19 protein-coding genes are annotated in these 19,139 nt (G+C 37.6%); 16 read left to right on the plus strand and 3 right to left on the minus strand.

Features of this window, described 5'->3' with window-relative positions; genetic code table 11:
- From ACFIJS_RS01785 to ACFIJS_RS01860, 16 genes are all read left to right on the plus strand, one after another.
- A partial coding sequence (locus ACFIJS_RS01785; RefSeq protein ID WP_375649324.1) for a YadA-like family protein occupies window positions 1-317 on the plus strand: 317 nt, incomplete at its 5' end.
- The gene (locus ACFIJS_RS01790) at window positions 314-916 is read left to right on the plus strand and encodes an invasion associated locus B family protein (protein WP_375649326.1); all 603 of its coding nucleotides are present in this window, start codon (window positions 314-316) and stop codon (window positions 914-916) included. The genes ACFIJS_RS01785 and ACFIJS_RS01790, both read left to right, overlap by 4 nt.
- An 867-nt stretch (window positions 917-1,783) precedes the next feature.
- Window positions 1,784-3,094, plus strand: coding sequence for a Ppx/GppA phosphatase family protein (locus ACFIJS_RS01795; protein ID WP_375649328.1), 1,311 nt, complete (start codon window positions 1,784-1,786; stop codon window positions 3,092-3,094).
- Between the two features lie 29 nt (window positions 3,095-3,123).
- Complete coding sequence (locus ACFIJS_RS01800) at window positions 3,124-3,852, plus strand: RlmE family RNA methyltransferase (protein WP_375649331.1); 729 nt, start codon at window positions 3,124-3,126, stop codon at window positions 3,850-3,852.
- Window positions 3,853-4,023: 171 nt separating this feature from the next.
- Entirely contained in the window at window positions 4,024-5,049 is a 1,026-nt protein-coding gene (gene obgE, locus ACFIJS_RS01805; protein WP_375649334.1) for a GTPase ObgE, read from the plus strand.
- A 1-nt stretch (window position 5,050) separates the two neighbouring features.
- Complete coding sequence (gene proB, locus ACFIJS_RS01810; protein ID WP_375649336.1) at window positions 5,051-6,190, plus strand: glutamate 5-kinase; 1,140 nt, start codon at window positions 5,051-5,053, stop codon at window positions 6,188-6,190.
- A 45-nt stretch (window positions 6,191-6,235) separates the two neighbouring features.
- Complete coding sequence (locus ACFIJS_RS01815; RefSeq protein WP_375649339.1) at window positions 6,236-7,492, plus strand: glutamate-5-semialdehyde dehydrogenase; 1,257 nt, start codon at window positions 6,236-6,238, stop codon at window positions 7,490-7,492.
- Between the two features lie 29 nt (window positions 7,493-7,521).
- Window positions 7,522-8,115 carry a nicotinate-nucleotide adenylyltransferase gene (locus tag ACFIJS_RS01820; RefSeq protein ID WP_375649341.1) on the plus strand — a complete coding sequence of 198 codons (594 nt, stop codon included), beginning with the start codon at window positions 7,522-7,524 and terminating at the stop codon, window positions 8,113-8,115.
- A gap of 111 nt (window positions 8,116-8,226) precedes the next feature.
- Window positions 8,227-8,613: a ribosome silencing factor gene (rsfS, locus tag ACFIJS_RS01825; protein WP_375649344.1), complete on the plus strand. Its 387-nt coding sequence runs from the start codon at window positions 8,227-8,229 to the stop codon at window positions 8,611-8,613.
- Window position 8,614: 1 nt separating this feature from the next.
- On the plus strand, window positions 8,615-9,097 hold the full coding sequence (gene rlmH, locus ACFIJS_RS01830; protein WP_375649346.1) for a 23S rRNA (pseudouridine(1915)-N(3))-methyltransferase RlmH: 483 nt from the start codon (window positions 8,615-8,617) through the stop codon (window positions 9,095-9,097).
- 96 nt (window positions 9,098-9,193) lie between these two features.
- On the plus strand, window positions 9,194-10,474 hold the full coding sequence (locus ACFIJS_RS01835; RefSeq protein WP_375649348.1) for a murein hydrolase activator EnvC family protein: 1,281 nt from the start codon (window positions 9,194-9,196) through the stop codon (window positions 10,472-10,474).
- Window positions 10,464-11,774, plus strand: coding sequence for a S41 family peptidase (locus ACFIJS_RS01840; protein ID WP_375649351.1), 1,311 nt, complete (start codon window positions 10,464-10,466; stop codon window positions 11,772-11,774). Before ACFIJS_RS01835 ends, ACFIJS_RS01840 begins: the two co-directional genes overlap by 11 nt.
- A 39-nt stretch (window positions 11,775-11,813) precedes the next feature.
- Complete coding sequence (locus tag ACFIJS_RS01845) at window positions 11,814-12,335, plus strand: RNA pyrophosphohydrolase (protein WP_375649353.1); 522 nt, start codon at window positions 11,814-11,816, stop codon at window positions 12,333-12,335.
- Window positions 12,336-12,435: 100 nt separating this feature from the next.
- Entirely contained in the window at window positions 12,436-12,996 is a 561-nt protein-coding gene (locus ACFIJS_RS01850; protein WP_375649355.1) for an invasion associated locus B family protein, read from the plus strand.
- 347 nt (window positions 12,997-13,343) lie between these two features.
- Window positions 13,344-13,637, plus strand: a complete 294-nt coding sequence (locus tag ACFIJS_RS01855) for a YggT family protein (RefSeq protein WP_375649358.1) — start codon at window positions 13,344-13,346, stop codon at window positions 13,635-13,637.
- Between the two features lie 22 nt (window positions 13,638-13,659).
- A complete protein-coding gene (locus ACFIJS_RS01860; protein ID WP_375649360.1) occupies window positions 13,660-13,974 on the plus strand; it encodes a DUF167 domain-containing protein in 315 nt (104 codons plus the stop codon).
- Between the two features lie 54 nt (window positions 13,975-14,028).
- On the opposite strand, the gene ppa is transcribed toward ACFIJS_RS01860, so the two are convergent.
- The 3 genes from ppa to mgtE all read right to left on the minus strand — a co-directional run bounded on the left by ppa (window position 14,029) and on the right by mgtE (window position 19,099).
- Window positions 14,029-14,559, minus strand: a complete 531-nt coding sequence (gene ppa / locus ACFIJS_RS01865; protein WP_375649361.1) for an inorganic diphosphatase — start codon at window positions 14,557-14,559, stop codon at window positions 14,029-14,031.
- Window positions 14,560-14,627: 68 nt separating this feature from the next.
- Window positions 14,628-16,454, minus strand: a complete 1,827-nt coding sequence (typA, locus tag ACFIJS_RS01870) for a translational GTPase TypA (protein WP_375649363.1) — start codon at window positions 16,452-16,454, stop codon at window positions 14,628-14,630.
- A 1,268-nt stretch (window positions 16,455-17,722) separates the two neighbouring features.
- The gene (gene mgtE, locus ACFIJS_RS01875; protein WP_375624666.1) at window positions 17,723-19,099 is read right to left on the minus strand and encodes a magnesium transporter; all 1,377 of its coding nucleotides are present in this window, start codon (window positions 19,097-19,099) and stop codon (window positions 17,723-17,725) included.
- Window positions 19,100-19,139: the final 40 nt, after the last annotated feature.

The following is a 19,139-nucleotide window of genomic DNA, read 5'->3' on the forward strand; positions in this document are numbered from 1 at the left end:
TTGTCAATGATGGTGTTAATGAGGCGAAGACTTATACAGATATGAAGTTTGAGACTTTGAATTATGCCATTGAGGATATTCGCAAAGAAGCAAGACAAGCAGCAGCTATTGGTCTAGCGGTGTCCAACTTACGTTACTATGATATACCAGGATCTTTAAGTATTTCATTTGGTAGCGGGGCATGGCGTGGACAATCCGCCTTTGCCATTGGAACTGGTTATACATCTGAAGATGGAAATATTCGCTCGAATGTATCTATTACGAGTGCTGGAGGCCACTGGGGGGTAGGTGCAGGAATTACTCTGAGGTTGAGATGATAATAGAAAAAATGGCTATTATTGTAAAAACGAGAAGTATGTTAGTAAAGGTTCTGTTTGCTCTTGCCTTAATAGGCAAGAGCGAAAGCTTTGCTAGAGAGAACAATAATATTTATACAGTGCATCCACCGCACTTATCGATACCTAAGGGAGAACCTGGCGAAACACGTCGAATTATTATGCAGTTTTATGACTGGACTTTGATTTGTGACGAAAAACAAAAGCTTAAACATAAGCAAGGTATATGTAATGTGACACAGACTGTTCATGATCAAGAAGGAAATACCATTTTTAGTTGGTCTCTTGTTTCTACGACAAGTGGTCAAGCAGTGATGCTTTTTCGAACATTGCCAAATTCTGATATAAATATTCCGATTCAAATGTTTGTAAAAGGTGTTAAAAAACCTGTTCTTATTCATTATACGCAATGTAATGAAACCGTTTGTTTGGCACAATCGCCTGTAGGGTTGGTTTTGACTAAACAAATAGAGCAGGACAATGAAGTACGTATTTCCTATAAAATTAAAGAAGGAAAGGTATTTTCTTTTACTGTACCATTTAAAGGGTTAAATGCGGCACTTAATTCGTTACGTCCTTAGAATCCATCAAGTATTTTTAACAAGAGTCATTTTTTCATAAATCGTTGTATTATATTTTTGAGTGTAAATTATAAGGTCAAATAAGTAAGAAGTTTTATATAATATGATATCGAGGTGATTTCTTGAAAAGAGTGAGAGTTTTATGAATATAAAGTGACAATAGGTTCTTTATGTATATTAGAAAATCAAGTTAGTATTTTCCATAAAGATTAAAGAGTGATTTCGTTAATTATTAAAAGTAAAAAAGATTAGAAATACTCAATTTAAAATAATTAAAAAGACGGCTTCCTTAAAATAATGAGTAGGCTAAATTCTTTTTTAAAGCTTTAAATGGATTTTTAGAGCGGTGTGATTAAGCATTAATATTTTCCAATTATTTATAATAATAGATAAATTTATAATCCTAGAGAATTTATTGAACGATAGTTTTCATTGGTTTTCACAAAATAACAGCTATTGTAATTGCATTTTGTAGTACTATGGAACTTTTATTCCAGCATAATCAAAGCCATTTCATTGCATATAACAAACAAGGCTCGTGTGTGGATAACGAGATTGAAAAAAAGAAAATTTTTTTCTTATAAACTGTACTAATGTATAGGTTGTGGTGATCTTAAGAGTCAGCAAACAGTACGATAGTGTAGATTTGTTACAATAGAGGTGTGTTCCGTGTAAATGGTATGAAGAAAAGAGCATAATTTATAAAAATTGATGTGAACGTAAACGATTAATTTATAGTTTTAAGTTCATAAAGAGAAGAATGATTTCTTGTATTTATCATTTGATGCTGCGTTATTGCTTTATTTAGGAATGAGCAGAAGGGTTTTCACGTTTATTTATTGGGGGAACGCTCAAGGGATAAGAGAAATGACTCCGTTAAATTATGGTTCAAAAGAGTTAAAGCGAGGAGAAATATACGATATCAAAGAAGATCAGTTATATGATCAGTGCGGTAGTAATACAAATAATCGTTCTGCATTGTCACGAACAGAGGCATACTCTGTTCTTGTTGATATAAAGAGACAACAGAGAAAAAAACATTATGAACAGAAACAGGTTTTTGTTCAATCTGAGACAGCTTTTGAGTTTCATAGTCAGATAATGATAGGTGCTCAAAGAACAAAAAAACTCAAAGCACCTTTTCTTCGACGGTTCTCTCCAGTAAAATCTTCACCTCTTTATGCGGCACTTGATCTCGGAACGAATAATTGTCGTCTTCTTATCGCATCTCCCAGTAAACCTGGATATTTTCGTGTTGTTGATGCTTTTTCTCGTATTGTCCGATTGGGAGAAGGTTTAATAAATAACGGTTTTCTTAATACACAAGCTATGGATCGTGCAATTGAAGCATTAAAGATTTGTCATTTAAAGCTAAAACAAAGGCATATTAAGCATTATCGCTTGATTGCAACGGAAGCTTGTCGTTCTGCAGAAAATGGTAGACATTTTATTCAGCGTGTTTTGGAGGAGACAGGTCTTGAATTGGAAATTGTTGATCGGCAAACAGAAGCGCGTTTTGCTGTTACAGGGTGTAGTACACTTGTTGAACCAAATACTGACGCTATTGTGCTTTTTGATATTGGAGGAGGATCATCAGAAATTGTGCTACTTGATGTTTCTCAAAAGCGTTCTTTTCGTTTATCTAGACAAATTATCGCTTGGACTTCTCTTCCTGTTGGTGTTGTTACGCTTGCTGAACGTTTTGGAGGGAATGATATTAGCTTAGACGATTTTGAAAAAATGAAAAGCTATGTGCGAGGATTGTTAAATAATTTTTCAGATCGTCATAAATTAGGAGAGTTAGCGCAAGGTTCGAAGTTTCACCTTTTGGGACCCTCCGGTACAGTTACGACTTTAGCAGGAATGTATCTTAATTTAGAGCGTTATGATAGGAAAAAAGTGGATGGCATTTGGATGAATGATGCAGACATTACTCTTATGACACAACGCCTATTATCATGGGATATAGAAAAACGTGTCATAAGTCCTTTTATTGGGCGCGAGAGGGCAGATTTAGTTTTAGCTGGCTGTGCAATTTTAGATGTTATTCGAGAAGTTTGGCCAAGTCAGCGTTTAAGAGTTGCTGATCGTGGATTAAGGGAAGGAATTTTGATAGAGATGATGTTACGCGATGGGGTATGGTGTCGTCATAGAAAGAGCAGAGATTTCAAGCGTTAGAGAATTAAATATGGAGACAATGAATAACGATGAAAAAAACAACAAAAACACCGAGTGGTGGCTATGGAGGTTCAGGGTCACATGAATTATATCAGCGCGTAAAAAAGAAAGCAGGAACCATTAAAGCTTCATCACGACGATGGTTAGAGAGGCATCTGAATGATCCTTATGTACATCAATCAAAATTAGATGGTTATCGTTCGCGTTCGGCTTATAAACTCATTGAAATTAATGAACGTTATAGGTTTTTGAAAAAAGGTCTAAAGGTTATTGATCTAGGAGCAGCACCTGGGGGCTGGTGTCAGGTGGCTGAGCGTATAGTAGGGTCAAGTGATGAAGATCCTAGCGTTGTTGGTATTGATTATTTACATGTTGATCCATTGCCTAGAGTTGCCATGTTGGAAATGGATTTTTTGCATACAGATGCATCGCAGAAATTAATTGAAACTTTAGGGACAAAACCGGATGTGGTTCTTTCTGATATGGCAGCGCCAACAACAGGTCATCGTCAGACGGATCATTTAAGAACGATTTATTTATGTGAAGTTGCGGCTGATTTTGCTCTTTCGGTTCTTAAGCCTAGGGGACATTTTTTAGCAAAGGCTTTTCAAGGAGGAGCAGAAAGCACTCTTCTTACGATACTAAAACAGCATTTTAAAAAAGTCTATCATGTTAAACCACCCGCAAGCCGATCAGAATCAGTAGAGCTTTATCTTCTAGCACTTGAATTTAAGGGAAAAACAAAAATACAAGAATAGCGCCTTCTTTTAGAAGACTTAACTTTACTTAGCCTATTTAGATGTAATGATTTTTTCTCAAAGAGTTATCAGCGATATTGACAGTTTTTCTGTTATCAATGATGAAAAACTGGTAAAACTAATGTATTACCTATAGAGGTAGAGAGATTGATTCCTCAGTGAGTGCTTCCAATGAAATTTCTTGATCAAGCTAAAGTTTATATTCGTTCTGGTAATGGAGGTGCTGGAGCAGTATCATTTCGTCGTGAAAAATTCATAGAATTTGGGGGGCCTGATGGGGGGAATGGAGGACGGGGTGGTGATGTTTGGGCTCTTGTTGTTGATGGGCTTAACACGCTGATTGATTATCGCTACCAACAGCATTTTAAAGCAAAAACAGGGGGGCATGGCAAGGGGCGTAATATGACGGGTGAAAAGGGTGATGATGTCATCCTTAAAGTTCCGGTTGGGACGCAAGTTTTTGAAGAAGATAATGCAACGTTAATCTGTGATTTAACGGAAGTGGGACAGCGCTATCGTCTTGCAAAAGGAGGGAATGGCGGTTTTGGTAATCTTCATTTTACAACATCAACAAATCGGGCACCGCGTCGTGCAAATCCAGGTTTGGCTGGAGAAGAGCGCGCAGTATGGCTTCGTTTGAAGTTAATTGCTGATGCTGGGCTTGTTGGTTTACCCAATGCTGGAAAATCAACTTTTTTAGCTTCTGTAACGGCTGCAAAACCAAAAGTTGCAGATTATCCTTTTACCACTCTACATCCTCATCTTGGTGTTGTACGTATTGATGGTCGTGAATTTGTTTTAGCTGATATTCCTGGCTTGATTGAAGGGGCACATGAAGGCGTAGGAATCGGAGATCGTTTTTTAGGGCATGTAGAACGTTGTCGTGTTTTATTTCATTTGGTTTCTGCTCAAGAAGAAGATGTAGCAAGGGCATATCAGATTGTGCGTCATGAACTTGAGGCATATAGAAATAATCTAAGTGATAAGACTGAAATTGTCGCTTTAAGCCAGATAGATACTCTGACGATTGAAGAGCGTAAAACGAAACAGGAAGCTTTGCAAAGAGCAGCAGATCAACCTGTTATGATGTTTTCTGCGGTTAGCCGCGAAGGTTTAGAAAATGTGCTGCGTGCTGGTGCACATATTATTGAAATGTCACGCAAAGAGGAGATCAGTGGGGATAGCAAGGTTGATTGAGATGGCTGTTGGATCGCAAAAACTTACACACTATAAACGTATTGTGGTCAAGATTGGATCTGCCCTTTTGGTTGATCCTCAGGCAGGTTTACGGGTTGAATGGCTTAAAAGCTTGATTAGTGATGTTGTTGAATTGCACAAAAAAGGTGTAGAGATATTGTTGGTGTCTTCAGGTGCTATTGCTTTAGGAAGGACATTGTTACAGCTTCCTAAGGGGGCTTTGAAATTGGAAGAAAGCCAGGCATGTGCTGCTTTGGGGCAAATTGAGTTAGCAAAAACCTATGGTGATGCGCTTGCTCAACATGGGCTCAAAACAGGCCAAATTTTGCTCACTTTATTTGATACGGAAGAGCGAAGGCGTTATCTCAATGCACGTGCAACGATTAATGTACTTTTACGTTTTAGAGCAGTACCTGTTATTAATGAGAATGATACTGTTGCGACAAATGAAATTCGTTATGGTGATAATGATCGTTTAGCTGCACGTGTGGCAACAATGATGGGGGCAGATCTTTTAATACTTTTATCTGATATTGATGGTCTTTATACAAAGTCTCCCTATGGTGATCCAACGGCTGAATTTATACCTTTTGTTGCATCCATTACGCATGATATCGAAAAAATGGCAGATGTTGCTGCTTCAGAGTTTTCACGAGGAGGAATGAAGACCAAGCTTGATGCTGGAAAGATAGCTAATGCTGCTGGAACGGCGATGATTATTACCTCAGGCAAGCGTATGAATCCCCTTGCTGCAATTGACAAAGGTGAACGCAAGAGTTTTTTTGCGGCTGGTGAGAAATCTGTTAGTGCTTGGAAAACATGGATTTCTGGTCATTTAGATCCATCTGGTGTTTTGACGATTGATCAAGGAGCCATTAAGGCTCTTGAATCAGGAAAATCATTATTAGCTGCAGGGGTTATTGCCGTTGAGGGAAATTTCCATCGTGGGGATACGGTTGCAATTGTTGATACAAATGGGGTTGAGATTGCGCGTGGACTTGTAAGCTATGGCAAAGATGAGGCTGTACGCATTATAGGATGTAAAAGCGAAGAAATTGAATCTATTCTTGGGTATGAGGCGCGCTCTGCTATGGTGCATCGTAATGATATGATTTTACGTTGCTTGACCAATTCTGTTTAAAAAAGTTACTTTTGTTTTTATTGTTTTGGCAGAGTGGATGATACGATGACTTTAGAAGAACAAATGAAGGACATGGGGCAAAAAGCACGCTATGCCGCTGCAGCGTTGGCTGTTGCTTCTTCTGAGCAAAAGAACAATGCATTGGAAATGATCGCTTTAAGTCTAGAGGCTCAGTCAGATGAAATTTTACGGGCGAATTGTCAAGATTTAGAAAAGGCTGCTCAGAATAATTTGAAAGCTGCAATGATTGATCGGCTAAGATTAGATGAAGGACGTTTGCGTGCAATCATAGATAGTGTCCGCCAAGTTGCTTGTTTGCCTGATCCTGTTGGACAAGTGATGAGTGAATGGACACGTCCAAATGGGCTTCATATCAGCCGTATTCGTACACCTCTTGGTGTGATTGGCATTATTTATGAAAGTCGTCCAAATGTTACAGTTGATGCGAGTTCTTTGTGCTTAAAAGCAGGCAATGCTGCGATTTTGCGCGGTGGTTCGGATAGTTTTCATTCTTCTAATGCTCTTCATTTAGCTTTGGTACAAGGTTTAGAGCGCTCTGGTTTATCCAAAGATGCTATCCAAATGGTTGGAACGACAGATCGCGCTGCCGTTGGGGAAATGCTCAAAGGATTGGATGGAGCGATTGATGTGATTGTGCCTCGTGGGGGAAAGAGCCTTGTTGCCCGCGTTCAGTCTGATGCACGTGTTCCAATTTTTGCACATTTAGAGGGACTTTGTCATATTTATATTGATAAATCAGCAGATTTAAATATGGCATGTGATATTGTACTGAATGCAAAGTTGCGGCGGACAGGGATATGCGGTGCTGTTGAAACAGTTCTCATTGACAGCCAGGCATTAAAAAAGTTTCTTCCTGTTTTAACTGCTTTACAGGAGAAGAGGTGTGAAATTCGTGCTACAGAAGATATTGTTTTTCTTATGCCAGATGTCAAATTAGCTTCTGAAGAAGATTGGTCGCATGAATATCTTGATGCTATTCTTTCTGTTAAAACAGTTGAAGGTGTTGAGGGAGCCATTGCCCATATCAAACGTTATTCATCAGGACATACCGAATCGATTATTGCTAAGGATATGGAAGTGGTAGAGAAATTTTTTAATCATTTAGATTCAGCTATTTTGCTGCATAATGCATCTACGCAATTTGCTGATGGAGGTGAATTTGGTTTTGGAATGGAAATTGGTATCGCAACAGGAAAAATGCATGCACGTGGCCCGATAGGTGTTGAACAGCTAACTTCATTTCAATATCATGTTAAAGGAAATGGTCAGGTTAGAGCTTGAGAACACCATTTTTTCCATGGAAAAATTGTATGCCACATGTTGAAAGATCCAATGTTGTGGGTCTTTTTGGTGGTTCCTTTAATCCACCGCATGCGGGGCATCTTCTTGTTGCAAAAATTGCCATTCGGCGGTTGCATCTTGATCAGTTATGGTGGATGATCACTCCAGGAAATCCTTTAAAAGATTGTACACAGTTGCTCTCTTTAGAGGAGAGAATGCAATTAAGTTTTAAACTTATTGACCATCCGAAAATTCGCTTAACAGGTTTTGAACAGGCTATAGGGAGCAAAGTATCAGTAGATACGATTTTTCATATTCTTACCCATTACAGTGGCGTAAATTTTGTATGGATTATGGGGGCAGATAGTTTTACGACGATACATCATTGGTATCGATGGCATGATATAGTCTCTATGCTTCCTATTGCGATTATTGATCGTCCTTTAGGCAATCGGTCGGCGCTTTCTTCTCCTATGGCACATATTTATCGCCGTTTTCGTTTGGATGAGAGAGAAAGTAAGCGATTACCTTTTATCAAGCCACCAGTTTGGACTTATTTGCACGGACCTTTGTCTTTTCAATCTTCAACAAACCTTCGTTTGAAGAAGAATGATTTTTCTTGAACATTTTATAAGATTCTGCTTCTCTTTAGAGAAATCTCTTTTTTAGATTCCACAACTATAAGAAAGGATATTGATCTGAAAAACGTTGCACACAAACACTTTTACGATATTATGTTTTCAAAAGAAAAAAAAGTTCTTTCTGTTAGTGAGAGTCTTGAAGTTATTCTCAAGAGTTTAGAAGATACAAAGGCAGAAGATATTGTTGCTATTGATATTCGAGGGAAGTCATCTTTAGCTGATTATATGGTCATAGCTTCAGCAAATTCGCAGCGTCATGTATCTTCTGTTGCTGATCATTTATTACACACTTGGAAAGATAGTGGGCAGAGGCTTGCGCGTGTAGAAGGGCTTGCTGGAGGTGACTGGGTATTGATTGATACAGGTGATATTATCATTCATCTTTTTCGTCCAGAAATTCGTCTTTTTTATAATTTAGAAAAAATATGGATGTTTCCGGATTTAAACGATACAGCTTTGCTTTTCTTAGGAGATCATTAAAATGCAAATTTCTATTTTTGCGGTTGGTCGTATGAAAAGTGGAGCGGAGCAAAAATTAGTTCAGCATTATTTGGATCGTTTTTCTAAAATTTCTGGAGCTGTAGGCTTTCATTTAAAAAAGTTACAAGAGATACCAGAAAGTCGTGCTCAAACAGCGTGTCAACGTATGGAGGAAGAGGGGGGAAGACTTATTGAATTTTTACCTGAAAAATGTCGATTAATTGTGTTAGATGAGCGTGGAGAATCGATTCCCTCAACTTCTTTTTCTGAAAAATTGAGATGTTATCGTGATGAAGGCATGCGAGATGTCGTCATTGCTTTGGGAGGACCTGATGGGCATAATGAACAAATAAGGAAGCGTGCTGATTTTCTTTTATCTTTTGGTTTGATGACATGGCCACATAAAATTGCACGTATTCTTCTTACAGAACAACTTTACCGCGCTGTAACAATTGAAAATAATCATCCGTACCATCGTTTTTAATATTTTTGTGCAATTTTTAGCACTTATTTATATATTTATTAATATTGTTTTAGCTGACACCATTTAAAGCATCTCTAATGTATACGATGAGATGTCATGGTTGGGCAAATGAAAAAGCTTCTTCATAGAAAGATGCTATATTTATATGGGGAATGCGTGATATTTGTCATTCTGCTCTTGAGTATGTTCTTTTGCTTTTCTGTATCGCATGCGGAAGATACAATGAGGAGTACGGAAGCACATAAAGAATTGGGAGAAATTCGCCAAAATATTTCACTTTCGCGTGAGCGTGTTGCTTTTCTTACGCATCAAGTTGAGAATTTAAAAAAAGATCAACGTGTTTTGAGTGATGCACTCATAAAGGCGGCTAAAGAAGAACGTACAGTAGCAGATGATATTGCTAAAAGAGAAGAAAAGCTTAAAAAAATGATAGAAAAGCGGGTACAAGTCTATCAAAGTTTAAAAAATCGTCGTGCTGAATTTGCGGAAGTTCTTGCAATTTTGGAACGTATGGGATTGAATCCGCCTCCTGCTCTTATGATACAGCCAGAGGACGCGTTGGCTTCTATACGTAGTTCTGTTTTATTAGGGACTGTTATTCCTCAGATGGAAGAGAAAACACGAGATTTAACAGAGAAACTCAAGGAGTTGACCAATTTGAGTAATTCCATTATTACGGAATATACGGCATTAAAGACAAAACTGCAAAATCAAGCAGAGCAGCGAAAACGTCTAGAGCTTTTATTAGACAAAAAAAACAAACTACAAAAAAAATCAGAAAAAGAACTTACAGAACAGCAACAAAAAAATATTGCTCTTGCTAAAAAAGCGCAGTCTTTGGAAGAATTGATTTTAGAGCTCGATCGTCAGTCAAAACTTAGCCCTGATGCATCAGTACAGGTACGGAAAAGTTTGCAATTGTTAGAACAGTCCAATTTTGAAAGCCGAAAAGGTTCGTTACTTTTTCCTGTTTCAGGAAAAAGAATACATCATTTTAACAAAAACTCGCAGATTACGCGCTTTGGTGAAACGATAGAAACAGAGTCAGGAGCTGTTGTTATATCACCTGTGGATGCTTTTGTTGCTTTTGCTGGGCCATTTCGTTCTTACGGACAGTTAATCATTCTCAATGTTGGAAATGGTTATCATATCATTCTTACTGGAATGTCGAGAATTAATGTAAAACAGGGGCAGTTTGTTCTTTCAGGTGAGCCTCTGGGTATAATGGAGATGCAATTTATTTCAAATAGTGTTGCATTGGATATAGGAAAAATTTCTCCAATGCTTTACATTGAGTTTAGAAAGCAGGGAAAACCTGTAAATCCAACTCCTTGGTGGCAGACTGAAAAAATAAGAAGGAGCCAAAATGATTCGTAAAGTTATTCTTTTGGTCGCTGGGGTATTGCTCGGCGCCTGTTCAATGATTATGGTGCAGTCTGTTGCTGCGAATAATGAAGATAATGCATATAAAAAGCTAGCTATATTTGGCGATGTTTTTGAGCGCGTGCGTATGCAATACGTTACAGTTCCAGATGATAAAAAGCTTATTGAAAATGCTATCAATGGTATGCTCACATCACTGGACCCTCATTCATCTTATTTGAACGCTGAAGAAGCCAAGGATATGCGGGATTCTACGAAAGGAGAGTTCGGAGGTCTTGGTATTGAGGTTACTATGGAAAAAAACTTAATTAAAGTTGTTTCACCAATGGATGATACTCCTGCTTCAAAAGCAGGTATTCTAGCAGGAGACCTTATTTCAAAAATTGATGATGTACAAACGAATGGTCAAACATTGAATGAAGCTGTTAATAAGATGCGAGGTGCTCCTGGAACACCAATTACCTTAACAATTATTCGTTCTGGCGTTGATAAGCCATTTGAAGTGAAGATTGTTCGTGATATTATCAAGGTAAAAGCGGTGAAATATCGGGTTGAGGGCGACATTGGATATTTAAGAGTTATCCAGTTTTCTGAGCAGACATTGGGTAATCTTCTGGCGGCAATTAAAGATATCCAATCTAAAATTCCTGAAGATAAGCTAAAAGGTTACGTGCTTGATTTGCGGCTTAATCCTGGTGGGCTTTTAGATCAAGCTGTTAATGTTTCGAGTGCTTTTCTGAATAAAGGTGAAATTGTGTCGACTCGTGGGCGCAAAAAGAGTGATGTGACAAGATTTGATGCGAAGCCAGGTGATGTCATCAATGGAAAACCGCTCATTGTCCTTATTAATGGTGGTTCGGCAAGTGCTTCTGAAATTGTTGCGGGTGCATTACAAGATCATCGTCGTGCAACAATTTTAGGAACGCAGTCTTTTGGTAAAGGATCTGTTCAAACAATTATTCCTTTGGGTGAAAATGGAGCTTTACGCTTAACAACAGCACTTTATTACACGCCATCTGGCACTTCTATTCAAGGAACAGGGATCACGCCTGATATTATTGTAGAGCAACCACTCCCTGAAAAATATAAGGGTTATGATATAAAAGTTGGTGAGTCGGCATTAAAAGGACATATCAAAGGAAAACGAGAGAGTAATAAAGGATCTGGTTCAGCTGCTTTTGTTCCGAAAGACCCTAAAGATGATATTCAATTGAATGAGGCTTATAAACTGTTACGAGGTGAAATGGCACATGCAGCATTTCCACCAGATCCCAATAAGGATGTGTTAAAGTGAGAAATGATATCTATAGCTTGCGATTTTGAGGAATATTAAATGGATGCAGGTATTAATTTGAAGACTCTTCCATATCGCAAATGTGTTGGGATTGTTGTCTTTAATCATGAAGGTAAAGTTTGGGTTGGGCGTCGTTTAATGACGCCCATTCATGCAGATATTGAAATATCTCGTCGTTGGCAGCTTCCTCAAGGAGGGATTGATGAAGATGAAAAACCATTAGATGCAGCATATCGTGAACTTTATGAAGAAACGGGTATTCGATCTGTAAAGTTGATTAAAGAAGCACAAAATTGGTTCCACTATGATTTTCCACAAGAACTTATTGAGTGCACATTAAGCAATAAATATCGTGGGCAAATACAAAAGTGGTTTGCTTTCCAGTTTACAGGAAAGCTTTCTGAAATTGCGATTAATCCGCCACCAGATGGCAATAAAGCGGAATTCGATCAATGGAAATGGATTGATCTAGAAACCCTTCCGTTGATTGCTGTTTTTTTTAAAAAGCATGTTTATATGAAAGTTGTCAGCGAATTTCGAGGTAGCCTTAGGTCATTATAAAAGCTATATGATTATGAGAAAGCTTTTTTTATTAAGATGCTTTATATTATTTATAAATAATAAACATGTTTCTCTTTTATGTAAAGAACAGGAATATAAAATGAAAAAGTTATTTAATTTACTTATAGTTTTTACTCTCTTGAGTATTTCATCTGTTGCATTTGCAACAAATTCAAAGCCTCCTGCATCAAAAGATGCGGCAGCAACATTGCCAAATGGAGCTTCTTCTTTGACTGAAACCTACGGTTTGTGGACTATTAACTGTGGTATACAAGAAGGAAAAAGAATTTGTTTTATGCACCGTCAAGAAGCGAATGAGCAGGGGCGTGTTGTTGTGGCTATGAACCTTATTCTCAATGCTGAGGGTGTTGTATCTGGTAATTTAACTGTTCCGTTTGGCATTTTGGTTTCTAAGCCTGTTCGTTTACAAGTCGATGAAGGAAAAGCTGTTATCGAAACTGGTATTCGGACTTGTGTACCAGCAGGTTGCGTGGTTCCAGTCGTTTTTGACAAAAATTACGTAGCAGCTTTACGTGCTGGAAAACAGTTAAAGTTGGCGATGACAATTGCTGCTGCAGGTGAACCAGCCTTGAATGATTTATTTATTCAGCTTAATGGTTTTAGCAACGCTCTTAACCGTTTGACTACTTTGCAGAAATGATTCTAAAAATAAAAGCGGCCTTTTAAAGGCCGTTTTTAGTTTGTTCGTTGTTTATATATTAATAATTAAAACGATGAGATTTAAGATTAATCCTATAAGGACTATTCAGAGTTTTTTTTAAGTTCTCGGATTTTTTGCTGTTTCTTCTATTTTCATGTGCTATTTTTAATTTTGATATTTGTTTTTAGCTGCATCGTCATTAAATAGAGAGATGAAGAATTTAGATGTCTGGTTTTTATTCAAGAAAAAAGAGTATTGAAATATAAAATCATTTTTTGATACACAGACCTGCTTTAATGAAGGTTTTCTATACGCTCTTCTGTTTTCTTGATTGAAAGGGATAACGCATGATTTATGCATTGCTTCGAACGATTGATTTGATTTTTGATATTTATATTTATATTTTAATCGCTAGTGCCATTTTGTCTTGGCTTTATGTTTTTAATATCATAAATTCGCGCAATCGCTTTGTTGTTTTGATAGGAAGCTTTCTACATCGTCTTACAAACCCCGTTCTAAGCCGTATCCGGCAAATTTTACCAAATTTCGGAACAATTGATATTTCACCTATTGTAGTGTTCATTATTATTTATTTTATTCGTACTTTCATGTGGCGCGTTTACGCAAACATGTATTTATAGAAATATTACTTGGGGCGAATACATGTTTTATCAAGTTGATAAAACTAACTTGATTTTGTTTGTATATCTCATTCCCAAATCCTCCGTTGACAAAATAATAGGGGTTGAATGTAGGGATGGTAAAAAACAATATCTGGTTATACGCCTTCGTACTGTTCCTGAAGATGGAAAAGCGAATAAAGCTCTCATTAAATTTCTTGCGAAGCAGTGGAGAATACCATCTTCTTCTATTTCTCTAAAAAACGGCGCAATATCTCGCTACAAACAACTCTATTTTTCAACACATTTAGAAGAGCTAAAGCAGATATGGCAATCCTTTAGAGATTGCATTTCGTAGAAAAAATAAATAATAAAGCCTATTAAAAAAACAGGCTTTATTTTATTAAAATCGTTATATTTTTTTATTGCGCTCAACAGCTTGCTTAATTAATTCATGAGCAAAGTTTTTATCACGCCATCCTTCAATTTTAGCCCATTTTCCAGGTTCCAGATCTTTGTAATGCTTGAAGAAATGTTCAATTTGTTTGAGTGTAATCTCGGGCAGATCTGTATAGTCATGAATATTGATATAGCGTTTTGTTAATTTTGGAGTGGGAATGGCAATAATTTTTTCATCTTTACCGCCATCATCTTCCATCATCAGAGCTCCGATGGGGCGAACATTGATAACACAACCAGGCATAAGTGGACGGGTATTACAGATAAGGACATCAATAGGATCACCATCATCTGAAAGCGTATGAGGGACAAAACCGTAATTCCCAGGATAAACCATTGATGTATGAAGAAAACGGTCAACAAATAATGCGCCCGACTTTTTATCCATCTCATATTTTGTTGGTTGACCACCAAGGGAGACTTCTACGATAACGTTAATATCTTCTGGTGGATTTTGGCCTACGGGTATTTCCTTAATATTCATAGAGACATCCTTTCTGGGATATAGTGAGGCTTAATACAATTAAATCTTTTACCAAAGAGATTATGAAATTAGCTTAAAATTGATGCACGTGTTTTTTCAAAACGTTTACGTTCATTAGGATCAAGATAGAGTTTGCGGAGACGAATATTTTTAGGGGTTACCTCCACAAGTTCATCATCTTGTATCCACGATAAGGCACGTTCTAATGTCATTTTAATGGGAGGCGTTAGCTTTACAGCTTCATCTTTTCCGGAAGCGCGCATATTGGTGAGTTTTTTTCCTTTTAACACATTAACTTCTAAGTCATTATCTCGTGAGTGGATACCAATAATCATACCTTGATAGACTTTCACACCTGCATCGATGATCATAGGTCCACGATCTTCAAGATTAAAAAGAGCATAAGCGACAGCTTCACCGTTGTCATTTGAAATCATAACACCATTAACACGACCGGCAATGTCTCCTTTATAAGGTTCATAAGCATGGAAGAGGCGATTCATAATTGCTGTACCACGTGTGTCCGTTAAAAGTTCAGATTGATAACCAATGAGTCCTCTAGTTGGCGCATAAAAAACAAGTCGGACCCGATTACCCCCCGAAGGACGTAATTCCACCATTTCGCCCTTACGTTCAGAAATTTTCTGTACAACAGTACCGGAATATTCTTCATCAACATCGATAACAACTTCTTCGATTGGCTCAAGAGTTATTCCATTTTCATCTTTTTGCATAACAACACGTGGACGTGAAACACTAAGCTCAAATCCTTCACGGCGCATATTTTCAATGAGAACTGCAAGTTGTAATTCTCCTCGTCCTGAAACGTAGAAAGAATCTTTATCGGCTGATTCTTCAATTTTAAGAGCGACATTACCTTCTGCTTCTTTTAACAATCGGTCACGAATGACACGACTTGTTACTTTATCGCCTTCAGTTCCAGCAAGGGGACTATCGTTGACGAGAAAACTCATAGTAACAGTAGGGGGATCAATTGGTTGGGCAGTAAGGGATTCATTAACAGTAGGATCACAGAAAGTATCAGCAACAGTACCTTTTTGTAGACCTGCAATCGCAACAATATCACCAGCACTTCCTTCTTCAATAGGTTGCCGTTCTAAGCCACGAAATGCTAAAATCTTTGAAATACGCCCAGTTTCTAAAAGTTTTCCATCTTGTCCAAGAACCTTGACATTTTGATTGGGTTTTAGAGAGCCAGAATGAATCCGCCCTGTAATAATTCGTCCCAAAAACGGATCCGCTTCAAGAATAGTTCCAATCATACGAAACGGTCCTTCTGCTACACTAGGAGAAGGGACATGCTGCGTCACAAGATCAAATAAAGGACCTAATCCCTGATCTTTTGGTCCCTCGGGGGCTTCAGCCATCCATCCATCGCGTCCAGATCCATAAAGAATAGGAAAATCAAGCTGTTCATCGGTTGCATCAAGAGCAGCGAAAAGGTCAAAAACCTCATTAATGACTTCATCAACGCGTGCATCAGGTCGGTCAATTTTATTAATCGCAACAATAGGGCGCAATCCCACTTTCAATGCTTTGCCAACGACAAATTTTGTTTGTGGCATTGGTCCTTCGGCAGCATCAACAAGTACAATGACTCCATCAACCATATTTAGAATGCGTTCAACTTCTCCACCAAAGTCGGCGTGTCCTGGTGTATCAACGATATTAATTCGATTATCCTTCCAAACAACAGATGTCATTTTTGCTAGGATTGTAATTCCACGTTCTTTTTCAATATCGTTTGAATCCATCATACGTTCGCTTGTACGCTGATTATCACGGAAGTTTCCTGATTGCTTGAGAAGTCCGTCTACAAGCGTTGTTTTCCCATGGTCAACGTGGGCAATGATGGCAATGTTACGCAATTGCATAAATTTTCTTCTTTTCGTTTAATGAAATTTCATTCGAGGCAAAGTCTTTACATTCTTTGCCTGACTATTACAAAACCTTTTACATGTTTTTTTATAATTTTGGAAGATGGAGGTAATATTTTTATGGCAAAACTATTCATCTAAGTCTTTAAGGCTCTATTAAGCTTCAATTTCTAGAGCTTCGTAAAAGGATTTTTTTATAGTATGTATGTTCTATTCTCGAGCTAATAATTGTCCATAAAAATCACCGTCAATTTGATTTTTATCAATATGACGCAAGGAATTTATATGAACGCTTGTAAAAATAAGTAAGTATAAAGCTAGCTGTATTATTGTTGTTGTTTTGCAAGAGATTGATAAAAATCCAGAATATCTCTTAATCCATAGCCAATTTATTGACAGCTGTACGACATTTTTATTCGAATAAAGCTGTTTCTTATTCTATAACTTGTCCATCAAAATCCAGATCTAATGCAACCGTGTATTTGAGGTAAATATTGAGACGATTAAGCATTTTATAAGAAGTTCTAGCGTTTGTATGCCAGATTGGGGCAAGAGTTATATCTGTGTGATTTATTTATGAAACCGGAATACAGTCTTATTTAGAAAAAATATGAAGGCATAAAAAGAAAATTCCCATCTTTGCCGTTAAGCCAATTTTATGATTTCAAAAGCATCTAAGCAATATCTTTTAAACCATGGAGATAATGCATTGCCTCACTAATTTTGTTTATCGCATTCTCTAATAGGAGTATGCTTTTCATGCCAAACAGAACGCTTTAAACAGAATACACTTGTTGTTGCATATTCATGTACTTAAGAGAGATTTCTTAACGGACATTACATCCATTCCATAATAGGGCTCATAAATGGTGTAAGATACGCGAATAGTATACTATCAACGTCTTTGTGAAGAAATATAAACCTATAGAGCATCATCATTATTATTCTTTCTCAGCTGTCAATATTGCGACAGTTTTTGATATGAGAGAGAGTATAAGAAGTATTTAATTTTTTTCTTGAATAGTTTTTAGCCATACACCAATCTCGTTTGTGATAGGCAAGAAGATGATTTTAATTGATTTAATATGAGACGCTTTATGATGAGATAAATTTACGAGATTCAGAGCTGTTATTCAATAAAAAATAATAAATTATCTATGAAGCGGTGCGCTAGAAAATAAATTAATAGAGCTTATTCTCTTCTGGAAAGATCTTAGGTTACATGATAAGATCTTTTCAGAAGAAAGAGTTTTCGCTTTACATGTTTAAAGAAGAGTTCCTGACAAAATGAGGGAAGCTACAGAAAAATAGATTATAATGCCCATGACATCTACTAAAGTTGCCACGAAAGGAGCAGAAGCACTTGCTGGATCAAATTTTAAACCTTTAAGAATAAAAGGCAGCATAGATCCAGAAAGAGAACCAAAGGTAACGATTCCGACTAAAGCTGTACCCACTGTTGTTGAAACAGCAATCCAATGTTGCCCATAGTCGTAGATACCGAATTGTTGCCAAAGAGCAATGCGCGTAATGCCAATAATTCCCAGTAAGAGACCAAGGGATAGTCCCGTTGGAATTTCACGAATGAACACTTTCCACCAGTCTTTCAAGGTGAGTTCACGTAAAGCCAATGCACGGATAATAAGGGATGTAGCCTGTGAGCCGGAATTTCCTCCTGAGCTCATAATGAGAGGTATAAATAGTGTAAGAATAATCGCTTTTTCGAGTTCTGTTTCGAAATGTTGCATAGCGCTTGCTGTCAGCATTTCACCGATAAAGAGTAAAGCGAGCCATCCGCCACGTTTTTTCATCATTTCAGGAAATTTAATTTGCATATAGGGCTTATTAAGCGCTTCCATACCCCCAAATTTATAGGCATCTTCATTCATCTCATCAACCATAGTATCAAGCACGTCATCGACGGTTACAATGCCAATGACATGGTTACTTTCATCAACGACAGGCACAGAGAGAAGATCATGGCGCTGGAAAAGGCGTGCGATATCTTCATGATGTGTGAAGGGCGATATTGTAATGGGCGAGTCATGGGTAGGGACATTAAGAATTTGTTCATCAGGTGAAGCAAGAATAAGGTTACGCAGTGAAACAGCTTTGAGAAGAATACCTGTTTTAGGGTCAATTACATAGCTGGTATAAACTGTTTCACGTGTCCGCTCGACCTCACGAATGTGATCCAAAGTTTTTTGTATGGTCCAGTTTGAAGGAACGGCTATAAACTCTGTTGTCATCAGTGCCCCTGCTGTATGATCAGGATAACTGGTAAGTTTTTTAAGTTCAGCACGCGTTAAGGGTTTAAGCAAGGCATAAAGTCGTGTGCGGGTTTCTTTATCCATTTCTTGAAAGACGTCTGCAGCAGCATCAGCAGACATGCCATCAAGAATTTCAACAGCACGATTTATAGGGAGAAGTTCTAGGATGGCAGCAGGTTGCTCAAGCTCTGGTTTATCAAAAAGTTCGATAACATAATCAAGAGGCAGAAGACTAAGAATAGTTACACGTTCCATGATATCGAGGTCATTGATGATATCAATAGAGTCTGCAAAATGCTGGTTCTTTAACTTTTCAGCGAGAGCTTCAGGAGAAAAATTTTTGAAGTCGAAGGTCGTTTTGATTTCAGTCATGATAAAGTACCTCCTGAAGAGTTGGAGAATTGTAAATCTA

Source organism: Bartonella sp. OT172YNZD, assembly GCF_042193725.1.
In the GTDB taxonomy this organism is placed as follows: Bacteria; Pseudomonadota; Alphaproteobacteria; order Rhizobiales; family Rhizobiaceae; genus Bartonella; species Bartonella grahamii_A.